The organism is Aminobacter sp. MSH1 (genome assembly GCF_003071665.1).
GTDB lineage: Bacteria > Pseudomonadota > Alphaproteobacteria > Rhizobiales > Rhizobiaceae > Aminobacter > Aminobacter niigataensis.
Map to the genome: position 1 here is coordinate 1,990,083 of NZ_CP026265.1, position 16,120 is coordinate 2,006,202.

Here is a 16,120-nt window from a genome sequence, read left to right on the forward strand (position 1 = left end):
TCAGTCATGGACAATCGATCATTTGTGCAGCGCTTCATCGCGAAGCCTGAATTCGGGCCATTGGTCCTGCTCATCCTGGAAATCGCGATCTTCTGGTCGATCAATCCGGACTTCCTGTCGCCGCTGAACATCTCCAACACGCTCGCCTTCACCGTCGAGCTCGGCCTTATCGCGCTGGCCATGACGCTGCTGATGACCTCGGGCGAATTCGACCTATCCGTCGGCTCGGTGTTCGGCCTGTCGGCGGTGGTGATGTGGACGGTGTTCAACACCGGCCTTGCGCCGCTGCCCGTGGCCTTCCTGATCGCCATCGGCCTTGCCATGCTGATCGGCTTCGTCAACGGCTGGTTCGTCACCCGGCTCGCCATCCCGTCCTTCCTGGTGACGCTAGGCATGCTTCTGATCGCGCGCGGCTCGGCGCTCTACATCACCGACGGTTTCCCGCAGCGCACCTGGAACGCCGAGGACCAGTGGCTGGCGCAAGTCCTGGTCGGCGAGTTCTACGTCGGCGGCTTCCGCGTCTACATGTCCCTGCTGTGGTTCGTGCTGTTTGCCTTCCTCGCCCATTACGTGCTGACCCAGACCAAGGCGGGCAACTGGATTCAGGCCTCGGGCGGCAATCCCAACGCGGCGCGGGCGCGCGGCGTCAATGTCCGGCGTACCAAGGTGCTGCTGTTCATGACCTCGTCGGCGATGGCGGCCTTTGCCGGCATCATCAGCTCGATTCGCACCTCGGCTGCCAACCCCAACAGCGGCACGAGCTATGAACTGGAAGTGATCGCCATGGTGGTCATCGGCGGCACGGTGCTGACCGGGGGGCGTGGCACCATCATCGGCACCGTGATCGGCATCTTCATCCTGCGCATCATGCGCAACGGCATCGTCATGGTCGGCGTGCCCGGCCTCGCCTACAACATCTTCATCGGCGCGATCATCCTCGCCATGATGGCGCTGCACTCCTGGCTCGAACGCCGACACAATGCGGGGACCTGAGCGATGATCCAAGAACTCGTCCGGATGCAGAACATCAACAAGTACTATGGGCGCATCCATGCGCTCCGGGACGTCTCGCTCACGGTCAATACCCATGAGGTCGTCGGCCTGCTCGGCGACAACGGCGCCGGCAAGTCGACGCTGATCAAGGTGCTGTCTGGCGCGGTGCCGATGACCAGCGGCCAGATCTACGTCAAGGGCAAGGAGGTGCAGATGAAGAGCACCACCGACGCCATAGCCAACGGCATCGAGACCATCTACCAGGACTCGGCGCTGGTGCCGCAACTGTCGATCGCCCGCAACCTGTTCCTCGGGCGCGAGCCGGTCAAAGGCGCGCGCCTGTTCAACAGGCTCGACCACGATGCGATGAACGAGGTGGCGCGGACCTTGCTCAAGCGCGTCGGCATCACCAAGGACATCCCGCCGACCACGCCGATCGGGGCGCTGTCGGGCGGCGAGCGCCAGGCGGTCGCCATCGCACGCGCCATGCATTTCGAAAGTAACCTAATCATCCTCGACGAGCCGACCAACAATCTCGGCGTCGCCGAGACGCAAGGCGTACTGCGCTTCGTGCGCGAGGTGCGCGATACCGGCCATTCCTGCATCTTCATCGCCCACAACATCCACCATGTCTTCCAGGTGGTCGACCGCATCGTCGTCATGCGCGGCGGCAAGATCGTCGCCGACGACATCGATCCGAAGAAATCGACCATCGAGGAGGTCGAACGGGTGATCACAGGCGAGCACCTGATCGAGGCGCTGGGCCTCGACCACGGCTGAGGCAGTAGAAGCGCCGGGAGGAAAGCATGTCCGATCAAGCCAGGCCGCTTGTGCTCAGCGCGCCCCGGCCGCGCACGCTGGAGCTGATCTTTGCGCCCGAGGCGTTGGCCAGGCTACGCGATGAGAACGAGGTGCTGGAGGTCGAGCCCGAGGACATCGCCGGTCTCGATGCTGAAATTCTGGCACGTGTGCGCTATTTGATCGGACAGCCGGCGCTGTCGCCGGACACTGTCGCGGCGATGGCGTCGCTGCGCTGCATCTTCAACGTCGAGGGCAACCTGCTCGACAACATGCCCTACGAGCACCTATTCGCGCGTGGCGTGCATGTGGTGACGACCAGCCAGGTCTTCGCCGAGCCGGTGGCCGAGATCGGACTGGGGCTGGCGCTGGACCTTGCGCGCGGCATCACCGACGCCGACCTCGCCTTCCGCGAGGGCCGTGAGCTTTGGGGCGCCGACGGCAACGCCTCTGCCCGCTTGATGTCGGGTGCCGATATCGGCTTCATCGGCTTCGGCGATCTCGGCAAGGCGCTGAACCGGCTGCTCCTGGGGTTCCGCGCCCGCGTCAAAGCCTTCGACCCATGGCTGCCGCCCTCCGTGTTGCGCGAAAATGGCGTCGAGTCGGCAACGCTCGACGAGGTCTTGTCAGGCAGCGATGTTGTCTTCGTGGTGGCATCGGTCACCAGCGAGAATCAGGGCTTCCTCGACGCCCGCTCATTCGCCAGCATGCGTAAGGGGGCGGCGCTGATCCTGCTCAGCCGTGCTGGAGTTGTCGATTTCGACGCGCTGATGGATGCTGTCCGAAGCGGCCATATCCTGGCTGCCAGCGATGTCTTTCCCGAGGAGCCGCCGGCGAAGGACCATCCCGTTCGATCCCTGCCCGGGTTCCTGCGTTCCGCCCACCGTGCCGGTGCGCTGGACATCGCCTTCAAGCGCATGGGCGACATGGTGCTGGAGGACATGGCCCTGATGGATCGCGGCCTGCCGCCGATGCGCTGCAAGCGGGCCGAGCGCGAAACGGTCTCGCGCATGCGCTCGAAGCCGGTCGAGCGAAACTGAGCGGCAGCGCGTATTGGGTTGAACGCGGTCGTACAATCCCGCAAAGAGACGCTGTGCCATCAACGCCTTCGGAACGTCTGCTCCGCAGGCATTAAAAAATACTACCAATAACAATCTAGAGGCGAGTATTGCGCCAATGGATACAACCGGATATATGGCGCCGCCTGGATGCAGGTTGCTTATATAAGCGCTTGCTTGATAAGCAGTGCATCTCAGAGGTAACCTAGGGGTAGGTGTGGGTAATGGGGTTTTCGTCGATTTACGCGGTCTCGGGCAGCGACATTGTCTATGAGACGTTCGATGGCGATGCGGTCGTTCTCGATCTCGCCAGCGGCCGGTATTTCGGCTTCTCGGACAGCGGCAGCTGTGTGTGGGAGGCGCTGATTGCGCATGTTTCGCCGGCAAGCCTCGTCGGCCGGGATTGCGGCAGCAGCGCGATCGCAGCAGACGATCTCGATGCCTTCATCGCCAGGCTTGGCGAATATGGGCTGCTTTCGCCCGCGGCTGAGGTTGCGCCCACGGCCCTTTCGCCCGAGCTGGCTGCGCGCCTGGCTGCGGCACGTGACGGCCTCAAGATCGACATGCACGACGAACTTGCAGACCTGGTCATGGTCGACCCGATCCACGATGTCGACGAGCCCGCCGGCTGGCCGGTGGTCAGGCAGTAGGTGCGGCTGGCGACAGTCGTACTTTTTCTCTCCAGTCAACTCATTGGGCACAGATGCAACGGGTAACCCTTGATGGCCTTGCCGACTATGCGCGCGAGGTTCTGGCCGCATGCGAGGCCGGCGCCGGGAGCTTTCCCGTGCAAAGCCGGGTCGAGCTGCCGGGGTTGTCGATCGACGTGTTCTCCGATCACGGCGAACTGGCGGCGGCGCTCGGCCATGGCATGGCAACGGCGAAAGATGCCGGACATCGGCAGCCGGCACGCGTCTTCCTCGCGCATCCCGGAATAGGCTCGGTGCCGACACCGGCCCAGTGGGGCGAGGCGCTGTTTAACCCACAGGCGTTCTCTGAGAGGCTCGAGGCCGATGGGCTGCGCGGACACTATTTCCACGACCTGCGCTACTGGCAGTTCTACGACGTCGAGAAGCGACGGGGCGTCCAGCTCATGCTTTCCGCCGACGGCTGCCCGCCATGGGAGTTCGGTGCGCCGTTGCGGTGTTTTCTCCACTGGGAATATGCGGCGCGCGGCATGCGGCTGACCCATGCCGGCACGCTCGGCGCTGGCGGCAGGGGCGTGCTTCTGGCCGGGGCAGGCGGGGCGGGCAAGTCCGGTACGGTTGCGGCCGGTTTGCTTGCGGGGCTGGAAAGCGTCGGTGACGACTATGTGCTGGTCGAGTTCGACGGCGATCGTTCGGTGGCGCGTCCGCTGTTCACCACGCTGAAGCAGGACCATACGGGTTTCGACCGGCTGGGACTTGCCAGTCGGCTGCCCGACCCGGGTCCGCTCAATTGGCAAGGCAAATACCAGTTCAGGGTCCAGGACCTGTCCCCGGGCGGCGTGGCCGAAAAGCTCGACATCGTCGCCCTGATGGTGCCGCGGATTTCGGGCGAGGCAAAAAGCGCAATCACGCCGATTTCGCGCAAGGACGCGCTGATGGCGCTGGCGCCCTCGGGGATCGCGCAGATGCCCGGCGAACGCGAGAGCGGTTTCCGGTTTTTCGGCGAGCTGACACGACGCCTGCCGTGCTTCCACTTGGCGTTGGGCAGGCGCGGCGAGGAAATCGCGGAGACGATCGCTGCGTTCCTGGATGGGGGAAAGCCATGAAACTGGGCATCGTCCTGCCTGTCTACAATCGCGAGACGTATGTCGGCTCGGCGCTTCGCTCGATGTTGCGCCAGCGCGATGCCGCGGACCTCGACATCATCGTCATCGACGACGGCTCGACGGACGGTACTGCGGACGTCATCCGCGCCTTCATCGGGGACGGGGCGCCGATCCGCCTGTTTTCACAACCGAACGCCGGTGTGACCAAGGCACGAAACGCGGGCTTGCGGCAGCTCTGTGATGACACCGAGTTCGTTTCTTTCCTCGATTCCGACGACATTTCGCCGGCCGGCCGTTTCGCTGCCGATCTCGCATATTTCAAGGCCGACCCGGCGCTCGAACTGACCTATTCCTACATGCGCATGGTCGACCTGGTCGACGAAGAGGCCCTGGAGCCCGCCGAAGGTTGTGACGGACGTGTCTTTCGCGGGATCCATCTTTCGGCAGGAATCTACGCGAGGGGCCTGGTCGATCGGATCGGGCCTTTTGACGAAGAACTGGCTCAGTCGGAGGATACCGATTTCCTGTTCCGCGTGTTCGAGCAGCACGCGCGCCATATCTTTCCAGACACGATCGCGCTTTACTATCGCCAGCATCCGGACAGTCTGATGGCCAACCGAGCGGAGGTGCGGCGCGAGTTCCTGCGCGCTTGCCACAAGTCCATCGTGCGTCGCCGCCGCGACCCGTCGCTCGGCAGCTTTCAGGATCTGATCAAGGTCGACGAGCGTGGATTGGGCAGGGGGCGCTAGGTGGCCAAGTACAGCGTCGTCATTCCCGCCTACAATGCGGCCCGGACCATCGCCGAGACGCTGCGCTCGGTTGCGGCGCAGAGCGTCGCTCCGGCCGAGATCATCGTCGTCGACGACGGCTCGACGGACGAGACCGAGGCCGCCACCCGGCAGTCGGGCGTCGGCATCCGCTATGTCAGGCAGGTCAATGCCGGTCCGGGCAGCGCAACGACCAGAGGTTTTGCGCTGACCTTGCATCCCCACATCGCCACGGTGGATGCCGACGACCTGTGGCTGCCCGAAAAGATCGAGCGGCAGTTCCGCAGGCTGGAAGAGATGCCGCAACTGGCCGCCGTCTTTACGCTCTGGCGGACGTTCAGGCATGGCGAAGCCGATACCGGCACTGGCCAGGTCGTTCCCGGCTGGTCGCGCACGACGATGCTGGTTCGCCGCGATGTGGCGCTCGCCGTCGGGCCGGTGATCGACCCGCCGGGCAACCGTGGCGAGATGATCGACTGGCTGGGCCGTGCCCGCGAGGACGGGCACCAGTTCGGCATGATCGACGAGGTGCTTTCGCTGCGGCGGATACTGCCGGGCAGCATGTCCTATGGCCGCGATCCCGAGCGCGACCGCGGCTATCTCGAAGTGGCGAGAATGGCCATGCTGCGGCGCAAGCTCAAGAATTCCGGACAGGGCTGATGGCATCCGCATCCCGCCGCATCAGCCGGCGCTTCCCCTGTTATGGCTGGGCATGGCCGACCAACGGGCTCGACCAGTTGCTCAAGGCGGTGCTGCTACCGGACCAGCAGGCAGCGCAAGCCCAGGCATTGAGCTGGCTGGACGCCAACGACATCGACGCGGTCGAGTTTCGCGAGCATCGGCTGCTTGCAGCCATCGCCGACCGTTTCGGCAAGGCGCTGGCCGCCCATCCTGCCTATCCACGTCTCGCCGGGCTGCAGAAGATGCTGTGGACCAAGTCGCGGCTCGCCATGCGCGAAGCCGAGCCTGTGCTGAAGGGCATCATCGACGGCGGTGCGCCGATCATGCTGCTCAAGGGCGCCAGCCGCATCGCGGTCGATCCGGCGGCGCAGCGTGGCCGCGTCGCCCACGACATCGACATATTGGTGCGGCCGCAGCACATGGCAGTTGCCTTCGATGTGCTGCGGCATGGCGACTGGCATGTGTCGACAGGCGTCAGTCCGCAATATCTCAAGCCGCGGCTGGGCGCCGTGCGCTCGATGAATTTCTTCAAGGGCAGCTATGGCGACATCGACCTGCACCAGGTCGCCTATGACTGGTCGCAGGCCGATGCGGCTGACGATGAGGCGATCTGGCAGCGCGCCTTGCCGGCGACCTTTTCCGGCCTTGGCGTGCTGGTGCCTTCGGCTGCCGACCGTGTCGCGTTGGCGATCGGCCATGGCGGTCTCGATGCCCATGTCCACAGCGACTGGCTGGTCGACAGCGCGACGGCGATCGGCGCCGGCGGGTTCGACTGGGAGGTGTTCTGCGAAATCGTCGCCCGGCGCCGCCTGGCGGTGCCGGCAGCGGTGGCGCTGACCTATCTCGCAGCGGAAATGTCCGCGCCGGTGCCTTCCGGCGCGCTGGAACGGATTGTCGCGCTGGCCGACCGCGCCGGCGCATCCCGCATCGGCTCGCTGCTCCAGGCCAAGCCGCGAACCGATTTCAAGGGGCTGACGTGGCTTTCGCGCGGGGTGGCCAAGCAGTTGCGGATGCGCAAGAAGCGGGCGGTTCGCGAGCGTGAACTGCCTGACGTCCAGTGGCATGGCCGTCGCGCAGCCGAGACGGCCGATGCCGGGGCAGGCGTCCCGGCGCTGTCGCAGCCGGTGCCGATGCCGCCGACGATTGGCGGTGGCGCGCAGGCGGAGATCGACATCGTCGTGCGCATGGACGTGCCGCCGGTGCGCCGGCGCATCGAGATGGAGCTCAATGGCGGCGAACGCCATTTCGCGCGGCTGCGCTATCGCAAGCTCGGCAAGTCGGGAGGCCGGCTGACATTGCGGTTTCGCGGTGTCATCCAGCCCGACCCAGCCCTTGGCACGTTGACGCTCGCGGCGCGTCCGTCGCGTCAGTTCCGCGAGTGGGAGCACGAGCAGACCGTTGCCACCTATGGCGCGGTGCCGTTCGAGATCGTCTCGGTGAAGGTTTCGCCCACGCGCTGAGGCTGCGCGGATATTCTCAGGCCGTCTCTTCCGCCGCGTCGGCGCGGTCGGCCTTGCGGGCGACCGCCCAGCCGAGCAATGCCGCCGACAGCAGCACGACCGCGGCGAGGTAGAAGGCGAGGCCGGGGTAGGGCATCGGCGTATCTTCGCTCAGCGTCCAGGCATAGACCGCGCCGAAGAACAGCGGCGAGGCGACGCCGGCAATGCTGGCCACGCTCATGTTGGCGCCCTGCAACTGGCCCTGCTCGAACTCGGAAACGCGCTGGGTCATCAGCGACTGCGTGGTCGGCATGGCGAGGCCCCACAAGGCGTTGGGGATGATCGCCAGCGTGAACCAGAAGCCGGTCGGCGCCCAGCCCATGCAGGCGATGCCGAAGGCGCCGGCAAACAGGCCGAACACCATCGTTGTGCGGTCGCCGAAGCGCTTGACCACCGGGCCGACGATCAGCCCCTGCACGATCATGTCGAGCACGCCGACCATCGCCAGCAGCAGGCCCACTTCCCAGGCATGCCAGCCGTAGCGGTAGGCGGCATAGAGCACGAACACCGCCGAGAAGACATGGTGGGCGAAGTGCAGCAGGAAGGTCACCGCGGCGAGACCCGTCAGTTCCGGGTGCGAACGCAGCAGCATCATCGCGCCGAACGGATTGGCGCGGCGCCAGGAGAAGGCCATGCGCTTTTCGCGCGGCAGCGATTCAGGCAGGACGAAGGCGCCATAGAGGAAGGCAAGCCCGCTCATCGCCGCCGCCACCCAGAACGGCGCGCGCGGCGAGATCTCGCCGAGGAAACCGCCCATCAGCGGCCCGGCAACGAAACCTGCGCTGAAGGCGGCACCGATCAGGCCATAGGCGCGGGCGCGGCCCTCGGGCGGGGTGATGTCGGCCATGTAGGCGAAGACGGTGGTGAAGCTCGACGAGGTGACGCCGGCGACGATGCGGCCGAGGGCCAGCCACCACAGGTTTGGCGCCAGCGCCATCAGCACGTAGTCGGCGGCGAGGCCGACGGTCGACAGCAGGATGACGGGGCGGCGGCCGTAACGATCCGACAGCGAGCCGATGATCGGCGAGCAGACGAACTGCATGAAGGCCCAGAGCGCGATGAAGACGCCATTGATCCAGCCGGCGTCGGCGTTGGAGCCGGCGAACTCCTCGATCAGCGAGGGCAGCACCGGGATGATGATGCCCATCGCCACGATGTCGAGCACGGCGGTGACGAAGATGAAGGCGATCGCCGCCTGGCGACGCGAACCTGTGATGGACATGATGGTGGCCTCGATGGACGAGCCTTATAAAACAACGTGGCGTGCGATCCACCCATGTCCGGCCACATTACCAAAACCTACTGACATTGTGGCACGAGCGGTCAAGCAGTGACCCAAGCCTTCCCGCACGGGGACAGCCAGCCTACAAATGCGGTCGGAATCAGGACATGAACGTGCCGCGCGCCGTTCTAGAAGTCTGCCAACACTGCAAAGTCCCGTTTTTCGGGTCATGTACCAAGGAGCCTGCCATGCTGCGCAAGACGAATTTCTTCATCGACGGAAAATGGGTCGCGCCCGCGGTTGCGAAGGAGCTCGAGGTCATCAACCCGGCCGACGAGCAGGCCTTTGCGGTGATTTCGCTGGGGTCGCCCGCCGATGTCGACAAGGCGGTGGAAGCAGCACAGCGCGCTTTCCCGGCATGGAGTGCGACCAGCCGCGAACAGCGTCTCGCGCTGCTCGAAAAGTTGCTCACCGCCTATAACAGGCGCGTGCGCGACATGGCCCAGGCGATTTCCTGGGAGATGGGCGCGCCGATCAAGCTGGCGCTCGAGTCGCAGGCGTCCAGTGGCGCGGGGCACATCAAGAGCTTCATCGAGGTGCTGAAGCGCTTCGAATTCGAAGAGCCGCTCAACGCGGCCAATCCGCAGGAGCGCATCGTGCGCGAGCCGATCGGCGTGTGCGGGCTGATTACGCCATGGAACTGGCCGATGAACCAGGTAGCGCTGAAGGTGGTGCCGGCCCTGGCAGCGGGCTGCACGGTGGTGTTGAAGCCGTCGGAGATCGCGCCGATGTCGTCGATCGTCTTTGCCGAGATGATGGAGGAAGCGGGCTTCCCGGCCGGCGTGTTCAACATGGTCAATGGCGACGGCCCGACCGTCGGCGAGGCGATGTCGCGCCATCCCGGCATCGACATGATGTCGTTCACCGGCTCGACGCGCGCCGGAGTGGCGGTGACCAAGGCGGCTTCCGAGACGGTCAAGCGCGTGACGCTGGAACTCGGCGGCAAGTCGCCCAACATCGTCTTCGACGATGCCGACCTCACCGACGCGGTGACACGCGGGCTGGCGCATTGCTTCGAGAATACCGGCCAGTCCTGCAACGCACCGTCGCGCATGCTGGTGCAGCGCCCGGTCTATGACAAGGCCGTCGACATCGCGGCGAAATATGCGGCCACGGTGAAGATCGGCAATCCGGCCGAGGACGGGGACCATATCGGCCCGCTGTCGTCCGACGTCCAGTTCGACAAGGTGCAGGGCATGATCGACGCCGGCATCAAGGAGGGCGCGCGTGTCGTTGCCGGCGGGCTCGGCCGGCCAGAAGGGTTCAACCGCGGTTACTTCGTGCGACCGACGGTCTTTGCCGACGCCAACAACGACATGCGCATCGCCCGCGAGGAGATCTTCGGGCCGGTGGTGGCGATGATCCCGTTCGAAACGGAAGAAGAAGCGATCGCTATTGCCAACGACACGCCCTATGGCCTGTCGGCCTATGTCCAGACGGGCGACAAGGCCCGCGCTCAGCGCGTGGCGCGCAAGCTCCGCGCCGGCATGGTGCAGATCAACGGCACCGAGCGCCCCTATGGCAGCCCCTTCGGCGGCTACAAGCAATCGGGCCTCGGCCGCGAAGGCGGCAAGTGGGGGCTCGAGGATTTCCTCGAGGTCAAGGCGATCAGCGGTTTCGAGGAAGGGCTGGGCTGATCTTCGGCGTTTAGCCTCAAGAGGCTCCCCCTCACCGTCACGGCTTCGCCGCGCCACCTCTCCCCCCACTTCGTGGGGGCGAGGAAACGCCAATCGCGCAGGCTCCGCCTTGCCGCCGCTAGAGTGCGACCTCGCAGGACTTGGGTTCCTCGTCCCCACGGAGTGGGGGAGAGGTGGCTCGGGCGAAGCCCGAGACGGTGAGGGGGCTTCGAGCGCTGAGCGACGCTATTAGCCGCCGTTCCGTCTCAGATAATCCTCGGCGATCTCGCGCATCCTGTCGCCGTCGATGCTGTCGGCGTGGCCGCCGTGGGCGACGCGCACCGGTAGGCCGATGAGGCGGCGCATGGTGTCGCAGTAGTCGGCGCGGTCGGAATCCGGCATGTCGTCGACCAGCAGCCCGCCATGGATGGCATCGCCCGAAAACAAGGTGCCGTCATGTTCGTCGAACAGGCCGATGGATCCCGGCGAATGGCCGGGCAGGTGCAGCACCGTGAAGCGGCGGTCGCCGAGATCGATCACGTCGCCCTCGTCGAGCAGGCGGTGCAGCGGGGCGGGCCTGACAGCGTAGTCGGCGGACCGCCAACCGGGCCAGGGCAGTTCCGATACGTCGCCTGGAAAATTGCGGAACATGTGGGCGTAGGTCGCCGTGTCGGGCATGGTCTCGAAGAACGGCGCCTCGATGCGGGGGCCGGCGCGCCAGGCGAATTCATGCAGCGAGCCGACATGGTCGAGATGGACATGGGTGGCGACCACGAGCAGGGGCTTGCCGGGTGTCGTTTCGATCTCGGGCCCGAGCGGGCAGATGCCCATGCCGGTGTCGACCAGCATGTCGATGTCGCGGCCACGCACCAGCCACATATTGGCGCGGCAATAGTCGGTGACGAACGGTTCCGTCAGCATCGTCGTGGTTGCGTCGACGATGCTTTTCGAGAACCAGTCCAAGCGTCGGTTCAAACGAATGGCCTGCCGATCTTGAACCTGCCAGGCACCAGCCGACGCAGATAGTCCATGCCCTTTTCGGACAGGTGATTGACGTCTGGCAGCATGTAGTCGTCGGGCATGTGCCGGGTCTTGCCGGCGACATTGGCCAGCGGCACCAGCTTCAACACGGTCTTGCCGCCCTCATATTTCAGCGCCACCGAGCCGCCGCCCTTGTCTGCCGCATCGATGGCGAAGACGCCGGCGTCGAAGGCTTCCTGCGCGTCGACGGCGTTGACCGCGCCGATGTAGCCGCGCGGCATGTAGCCGAGCGCGTCGACGCGGGCGCGCTTGCCCGGCAGGCCTTCGGCGAGGGCGTTCTCGAAGGCACGGCTCAAATCGCTGCCGGACAGCTTGATGTTGCCATGGGCGTCGCGCTCCAGCTTGTCGGCGGGCACGATGCTCTCGACAAGCGCCTTGCCGTCGGCGGTGCTGACACCCTCGGAGACCGCAACGACGCAGCGGCGATGGCGGGCCAGCGTCGCCTTCACCTCGTCGATGAAGCGCGGCACCGAAAACGCGCGTTCGGGCACGTAGATCAGGTGCGGGCCGTCGGTGTCCTCGTCGCGCCACGCTGCGGCTGCCGCTGTCAGGAAGCCGGCATGGCGGCCCATGACGATGCCGACATAGATGCCGGGCAAAGCGCGGAAATCGAGATCGACGCTGAGGAAGGCGCCGGCGACGAACTCGGCCGCCGAGATGAAGCCCGGCGTGTGGTCGTTCTCCTCGAGGTCGTTGTCGATGGTCTTGGGTGCATGGACGAAGGCGATGCTGCCCTGGGCCGCGTCGGTCAGGATCTGCTGGGTGCCGGCGGTGTCGTTGCCGCCGATATAGATGAAGGCGCGGGCGTCGGCTTTCTTGAGGCCTTCGAGGATGACATCGCAATAGGCGGCATCAGGCTTGTCGCGGGTGCTGCCAAGGGCGGCGCCGGGCGTCGCAGCAATGCGCAGCAGTTGCTCTTCGGGAATATCGGTCAGGTCGACATAGTCGCCGTCGCGGATGCCGCGGACGCCGTGGCGCGAGCCCAGGACACGCGCCTTGGGATGGCGCCGGCGGATTTCGAGCACGGCGCCGGCCATCGTCTGGTTGATGACGGCGGTTGGTCCACCGCCTTGCGCGATGACGAATGTCGAAGGCATGGACGCTGTCCTCCCAGTGCTGATTTCCGGCACATTCGCCCTTCTGGCGACCGGACGCAATGGGAGATTCAGTCGGTTCTAAAGCTATCCGCAGCCTAGCTGACGACGATCGGCGTCTTGCCGTTGACGCGGCTGAAGAGGTCGATGACGTCCTGGTTGATCATGCGGACGCAGCCCGACGACATCGCCTGGCCGATGGTCCACCATTCCGGCGAGCCATGGACGCGGTAGCCGGTGTCCTGGCCGTCCTTGAAGATGTAGAGGGCGCGTGCGCCGAGCGGATTGTCGAGGCCGCCGGGCTGGCCGCCGCGCCATTTCTCGAGTTCCGGCTTGCGGGCGATCATTTCCGCCGGAGGGGTCCAGCGCGGCCATTTTTTGCCGTACTGGATGTTGGCGCGCCCGTTCCAGAGGAAGCCGTCGCGGCCGATGCCGACGCCATAGCGGATGGCGTCGCCACCCGGCTGGACGAGATAGAGATGACGTTCCTGCAGCCGCACGACGATGGTGCCGGGTGCTTCGCCGGTCGGGTCGACGACGATCTGGCGGCGGAACTTTGGATCGACCTTGGCGAAGGGGATCTCCGGCAACTGGTAGCCTTCGTCGGTGAAGGAGGCGTACATCAGCTCGGGACGGGTTACCTGCTTGTCGACGCTGATGCTGGGCCGGATCGAACCGGTGGTGTAGTCGTCGATCTGGATCGAGGCGAGGTCCATCTCCATGCTTCGACTGCAGCCGGCCAGCAGCCCGGCGGCGCCGAGGCCAAAAAGCACGTTGCGGCGCGAGGCCAGTTTCGGGGCATGATCGGTTGGGCCGGAGACCGGCGAAGCAGGCGATTTCGACACGGCACAATTCCACTCTAAACGCGGGGGCGGCCAGGCACCGGAGCGAACCCCGGCTGGATAGGTGGCATTTTCATCATTCATGGTTGAGAAAGCATGAACGCCGCGTGTGTTGCCTCAAGGGCTTTACAACCGCGCAGCGGCGGAGCTTGATCCCGTTGTTGATCAGGGAGCTTTTCATGTCGTTCGAAAACTGGGCCGCCTTTGCCGCCGCGTCTGCGGTGCTGCTCGTCATTCCGGGGCCGACCATCCTGCTTGTGGTGTCCTATGCGCTCGGCCAGGGCTGGCGCACCGCACTGCCGATGGCGGTGGGCGTGGCACTCGGCGATTTCACCGCGATGACGCTGTCGATGCTCGGCATCGGCGCGCTGCTGGCGGCATCGGCCACGGTCTTCACCATCGTGAAGTGGATCGGTGCGGCCTATCTCATCTATCTCGGCATCAAGCTGTTCCGCGCCGGCGGGTCGCTCGAGGCCAAGCCGCGCACGGATGCGGCGTCGGCCGCCAAGATGATGGCGCATGCCTGGATCGTCACGGCGCTGAACCCCAAGAGCATCACCTTCTTCGTCGCCTTCCTGCCGCAGTTCATCGACCGCAGCGGCGATTTCTGGACCCAGATGCTGATCTTCGAGGTGACCTTCCTGACGCTCGCCTTCGCCAATGCCTTCGGCTACGCGCTGGTCGCCGCGCGCGCCCGCAGCGTCGTTGCCAGCCCGCGCGCCATCCGCATCTTCAACCGCACCGGCGGCACTTTGCTTGTCGGCGCCGGTCTTGCCGCGGCGGCAACCCGTTCGGGGCACTGAGGACTTCGGCTGTGGTGAAGGACCGGCTCGGGCTTGCGCTTTCAGGCGCGGACGAGGCTTCCGCCGCGCATTACGAGCGCGGGGTGAGCGAACTCCAGCGCTTCGTCGGCGATCCGGTCGGCTCGGCCGACAAGGCGATCGCTGCTGCGCCCGATTTCGTCATGGCGCATGTGCTGAAGGGCTGGCTCTACGGCCTCGCCACCGAGCGCGAGGCGATGGCGGTCGCGCGCGACTGCCATGCCGCCGCCGCCGTGCTCGCCGCAACGGCCGGTGAGAAGGCGCATGTCGCGGCCCTTGGCTGTCTCGCAGCGGGCCATTGGCACGAGGCCGGGCGTATCCTCGCCGATCTGACAGCGGAGCATCCGCTTGATGCGCTTGCGCTGCAGGCCGGACACCAGATCGACTTCTTCACCGGCAATGCGCCAATGCTGCGCGATCGCATCGCCAAGGCTATGCCGGCGTGGAGCAGGGGCATGCCGGGCTATCACGCCATCCTCGGCATGCAGGCCTTCGGCTTCGAGGAGATGGGCGAATATGCGCATGCCGAGACCCTGGGCCGGCAAGCTGTCGAGATGGAACCGCGCGACGGCTGGGCCCAGCACGCTGTGGCGCATGTGATGGAGATGCAGAGCCGCCAGCGCGACGGCATCGCCTGGATGCGCGGCAACTCGGACGCCTGGATAAAGGAGAGTTTTCTCCAGGTTCACAACTGGTGGCACCTGGCGCTGTTTCACTACGACCTCGGCGAGACCGACGAGGTGCTGGCGCTTTATGACGGGCCGATCTACAGCGCGCAGTCGAAGCTGGCGCTCAACATGGTCGATGCCTCAGCGATATTGTGGCGGCTTCATCTCGGCGGCGTCGATGTCGGCGACCGCTGGGCGAGCCTTGCGGCTAACTGGGCGCCCAAGGCTGCGGCCGGCAACTACGCCTTCAACGACGCACATGCGATGATGGCCTTCGTTGGCGCCGGTCTCGAAGCGCCGGCCAAGGCGATGCTCGACGCCCAGCGCGAGGCGATCGCCCGCGACGACGACAACGCCGCTTTCACGCGCGACGTCGGCCACCCCGTCACGTTGGCGATCAAGGCCTTCGGCGAGGGGCGCTATGGCGAGACGGTGCGGCTGCTTGGGCCGGTCAGGGCCATCGCCCACCGCTTCGGCGGCAGCCATGCCCAGCGCGACGTGATCGAACTGACGCTGATCGAAGCGGCCCTGCGCGATGGCGACGATGCGCTGGCGGTCAGGTTGGCCGCAGCGCGCAACCATGCCCGCCCGGCAAGCCCGCTGTCGGGCCTGTTCGTCCAGCGTGCGGCACTTCTCGCGCACGGCTGACACACCCGGTGGGTCTAGCCGCCCGCCCAGCCGATCACGACGTGGTCAGGCTGTATTGGATGGTTGACCCAGATGCGGATGTGCGTCCTTGTGCTGCTAACCGGGATGTCTGCGATGTCAATGAGGGCATCCGACAGCATCAGCAGCCGGTGAGGGGTGTCGAGTAAACCGTCGTAGTCCGGCGCTAACGTCTGGTTCAATTCCGAGAGTGGCCCGACAACCACCGTGGTATCCCCGTCGTTCGAATAGAGAGATGGAATGGTGATACAATCACGTGTTGCCGCGATACGCCCATAGTCGTGGTCAACTACAGGCGCGACCTCGCGCCTGCCAGCAACGTAAAAGCTGACGTATTCTGGGGCTATGACGAATGTCTTCACAACCATTCAACGTCTCCTCGGCCTGATAAGACCACCTTGCGATCGACTGCACTAGATGCAGTGCCTTGTCCGCCTTCCCGAGCTTTTGTGCCCAGAGTTGGCAATCAGTCCGCCGACCTCCGACGCTGCTTACAGAGCCGCTGGGTCGAACGTCCGATTATTTTTTGCGAGTTCCGAAA

General features: G+C 65.4%; 16 protein-coding genes. 11 read left to right on the forward strand and 5 right to left on the reverse strand.

Annotated elements, in window-relative coordinates; translation table 11 throughout:
* The first annotated feature begins 6 nt into the window (after positions 1-6).
* From CO731_RS09955 to CO731_RS09990, 8 genes are all read left to right on the forward strand, one after another.
* Positions 7-993 (forward strand): ABC transporter permease, encoded by a 987-nt coding sequence (locus CO731_RS09955; protein ID WP_108606956.1) that lies wholly within the window; start codon positions 7-9, stop codon positions 991-993.
* Positions 994-996: 3 nt separating this feature from the next.
* Positions 997-1,773 carry an ATP-binding cassette domain-containing protein gene (locus tag CO731_RS09960; protein ID WP_108606957.1) on the forward strand — a complete coding sequence of 259 codons (777 nt, stop codon included), beginning with the start codon at positions 997-999 and terminating at the stop codon, positions 1,771-1,773.
* Positions 1,774-1,799: 26 nt separating this feature from the next.
* Positions 1,800-2,831 carry a hydroxyacid dehydrogenase gene (locus CO731_RS09965; protein ID WP_108606958.1) on the forward strand — a complete coding sequence of 344 codons (1,032 nt, stop codon included), beginning with the start codon at positions 1,800-1,802 and terminating at the stop codon, positions 2,829-2,831.
* A 242-nt stretch (positions 2,832-3,073) separates the two neighbouring features.
* A complete protein-coding gene (locus CO731_RS09970) occupies positions 3,074-3,499 on the forward strand; it encodes a PqqD family protein (protein ID WP_108606959.1) in 426 nt (141 codons plus the stop codon).
* A gap of 53 nt (positions 3,500-3,552) precedes the next feature.
* On the forward strand, positions 3,553-4,602 hold the full coding sequence (locus CO731_RS09975; RefSeq protein WP_108606960.1) for a serine kinase: 1,050 nt from the start codon (positions 3,553-3,555) through the stop codon (positions 4,600-4,602).
* Positions 4,599-5,351 (forward strand): glycosyltransferase family A protein, encoded by a 753-nt coding sequence (locus tag CO731_RS09980; RefSeq protein WP_108606961.1) that lies wholly within the window; start codon positions 4,599-4,601, stop codon positions 5,349-5,351. The genes CO731_RS09975 and CO731_RS09980 overlap by 4 nt, the downstream gene beginning before the upstream one ends.
* Positions 5,352-6,029: a glycosyltransferase family A protein gene (locus CO731_RS09985; protein ID WP_108606962.1), complete on the forward strand. Its 678-nt coding sequence runs from the start codon at positions 5,352-5,354 to the stop codon at positions 6,027-6,029.
* Positions 6,029-7,510 carry a nucleotidyltransferase family protein gene (locus CO731_RS09990; RefSeq protein WP_108606963.1) on the forward strand — a complete coding sequence of 494 codons (1,482 nt, stop codon included), beginning with the start codon at positions 6,029-6,031 and terminating at the stop codon, positions 7,508-7,510. Before CO731_RS09985 ends, CO731_RS09990 begins: the two co-directional genes overlap by 1 nt.
* 16 nt (positions 7,511-7,526) lie before the next feature.
* On the opposite strand, the gene CO731_RS09995 is transcribed toward CO731_RS09990, so the two are convergent.
* Entirely contained in the window at positions 7,527-8,771 is a 1,245-nt protein-coding gene (locus tag CO731_RS09995; protein ID WP_108606964.1) for a TCR/Tet family MFS transporter, read from the reverse strand.
* 248 nt (positions 8,772-9,019) lie between these two features.
* On the opposite strand from CO731_RS09995, the gene CO731_RS10000 reads away from it, so the two are divergent.
* Positions 9,020-10,468: an aldehyde dehydrogenase family protein gene (locus tag CO731_RS10000; protein ID WP_108606965.1), complete on the forward strand. Its 1,449-nt coding sequence runs from the start codon at positions 9,020-9,022 to the stop codon at positions 10,466-10,468.
* 228 nt (positions 10,469-10,696) lie between these two features.
* Here CO731_RS10000 and CO731_RS10005 read toward each other — a convergent pair whose 3' ends face one another.
* The 3 genes from CO731_RS10005 to CO731_RS10015 form a co-directional block, all read right to left on the reverse strand.
* Complete coding sequence (locus CO731_RS10005; protein ID WP_108609733.1) at positions 10,697-11,368, reverse strand: MBL fold metallo-hydrolase; 672 nt, start codon at positions 11,366-11,368, stop codon at positions 10,697-10,699.
* Between the two features lie 50 nt (positions 11,369-11,418).
* Positions 11,419-12,585: a diphosphate--fructose-6-phosphate 1-phosphotransferase gene (locus CO731_RS10010; RefSeq protein WP_108606966.1), complete on the reverse strand. Its 1,167-nt coding sequence runs from the start codon at positions 12,583-12,585 to the stop codon at positions 11,419-11,421.
* 95 nt (positions 12,586-12,680) lie between these two features.
* Positions 12,681-13,427, reverse strand: a complete 747-nt coding sequence (locus tag CO731_RS10015; protein ID WP_245439711.1) for a L,D-transpeptidase — start codon at positions 13,425-13,427, stop codon at positions 12,681-12,683.
* A 176-nt stretch (positions 13,428-13,603) separates the two neighbouring features.
* Here CO731_RS10015 and CO731_RS10020 point away from each other — a divergent pair, with 176 nt between their 5' ends.
* Entirely contained in the window at positions 13,604-14,227 is a 624-nt protein-coding gene (locus CO731_RS10020) for a LysE family translocator (RefSeq protein WP_108609734.1), read from the forward strand.
* Positions 14,228-14,241: 14 nt separating this feature from the next.
* The gene (locus CO731_RS10025) at positions 14,242-15,561 is read left to right on the forward strand and encodes a tetratricopeptide repeat protein (protein ID WP_108609735.1); all 1,320 of its coding nucleotides are present in this window, start codon (positions 14,242-14,244) and stop codon (positions 15,559-15,561) included.
* A gap of 14 nt (positions 15,562-15,575) precedes the next feature.
* Here the strand turns inward: CO731_RS10025 and CO731_RS10030 are convergent, their stop codons facing one another.
* Positions 15,576-15,947: a hypothetical protein gene (locus tag CO731_RS10030; RefSeq protein WP_108606968.1), complete on the reverse strand. Its 372-nt coding sequence runs from the start codon at positions 15,945-15,947 to the stop codon at positions 15,576-15,578.
* Between the last annotated feature and the right edge of the window lie 173 nt (positions 15,948-16,120).

Bases quoted from the DNA above. Each gene is read 5' to 3' on its own strand.
- CO731_RS09955 (WP_108606956.1), top strand. From the start codon at position 7: ATGGACAATCGATCATTTGTGCAGCGCTTCATCGCGAAGCCTGAATTC.
- CO731_RS09965 (WP_108606958.1), top strand. From the start codon at position 1,800: ATGTCCGATCAAGCCAGGCCGCTTGTGCTCAGCGCGCCCCGGCCGCGC.
- CO731_RS09980 (WP_108606961.1), top strand. From the start codon at position 4,599: ATGAAACTGGGCATCGTCCTGCCTGTCTACAATCGCGAGACGTATGTC.
- CO731_RS09975 (WP_108606960.1), top strand. From the start codon at position 3,553: ATGCAACGGGTAACCCTTGATGGCCTTGCCGACTATGCGCGCGAGGTT.
- CO731_RS10000 (WP_108606965.1), top strand. From the start codon at position 9,020: ATGCTGCGCAAGACGAATTTCTTCATCGACGGAAAATGGGTCGCGCCC.
- CO731_RS09960 (WP_108606957.1), top strand. From the start codon at position 997: ATGATCCAAGAACTCGTCCGGATGCAGAACATCAACAAGTACTATGGG.
- CO731_RS09970 (WP_108606959.1), top strand. From the start codon at position 3,074: ATGGGGTTTTCGTCGATTTACGCGGTCTCGGGCAGCGACATTGTCTAT.
- CO731_RS10020 (WP_108609734.1), top strand. From the start codon at position 13,604: ATGTCGTTCGAAAACTGGGCCGCCTTTGCCGCCGCGTCTGCGGTGCTG.
- CO731_RS10030 (WP_108606968.1), bottom strand. From the start codon at position 15,947: ATGGTTGTGAAGACATTCGTCATAGCCCCAGAATACGTCAGCTTTTAC.
- CO731_RS09990 (WP_108606963.1), top strand. From the start codon at position 6,029: ATGGCATCCGCATCCCGCCGCATCAGCCGGCGCTTCCCCTGTTATGGC.
- CO731_RS09995 (WP_108606964.1), bottom strand. From the start codon at position 8,771: ATGTCCATCACAGGTTCGCGTCGCCAGGCGGCGATCGCCTTCATCTTC.
- CO731_RS10010 (WP_108606966.1), bottom strand. From the start codon at position 12,585: ATGCCTTCGACATTCGTCATCGCGCAAGGCGGTGGACCAACCGCCGTC.
- CO731_RS10005 (WP_108609733.1), bottom strand. From the start codon at position 11,368: ATGCTGACGGAACCGTTCGTCACCGACTATTGCCGCGCCAATATGTGG.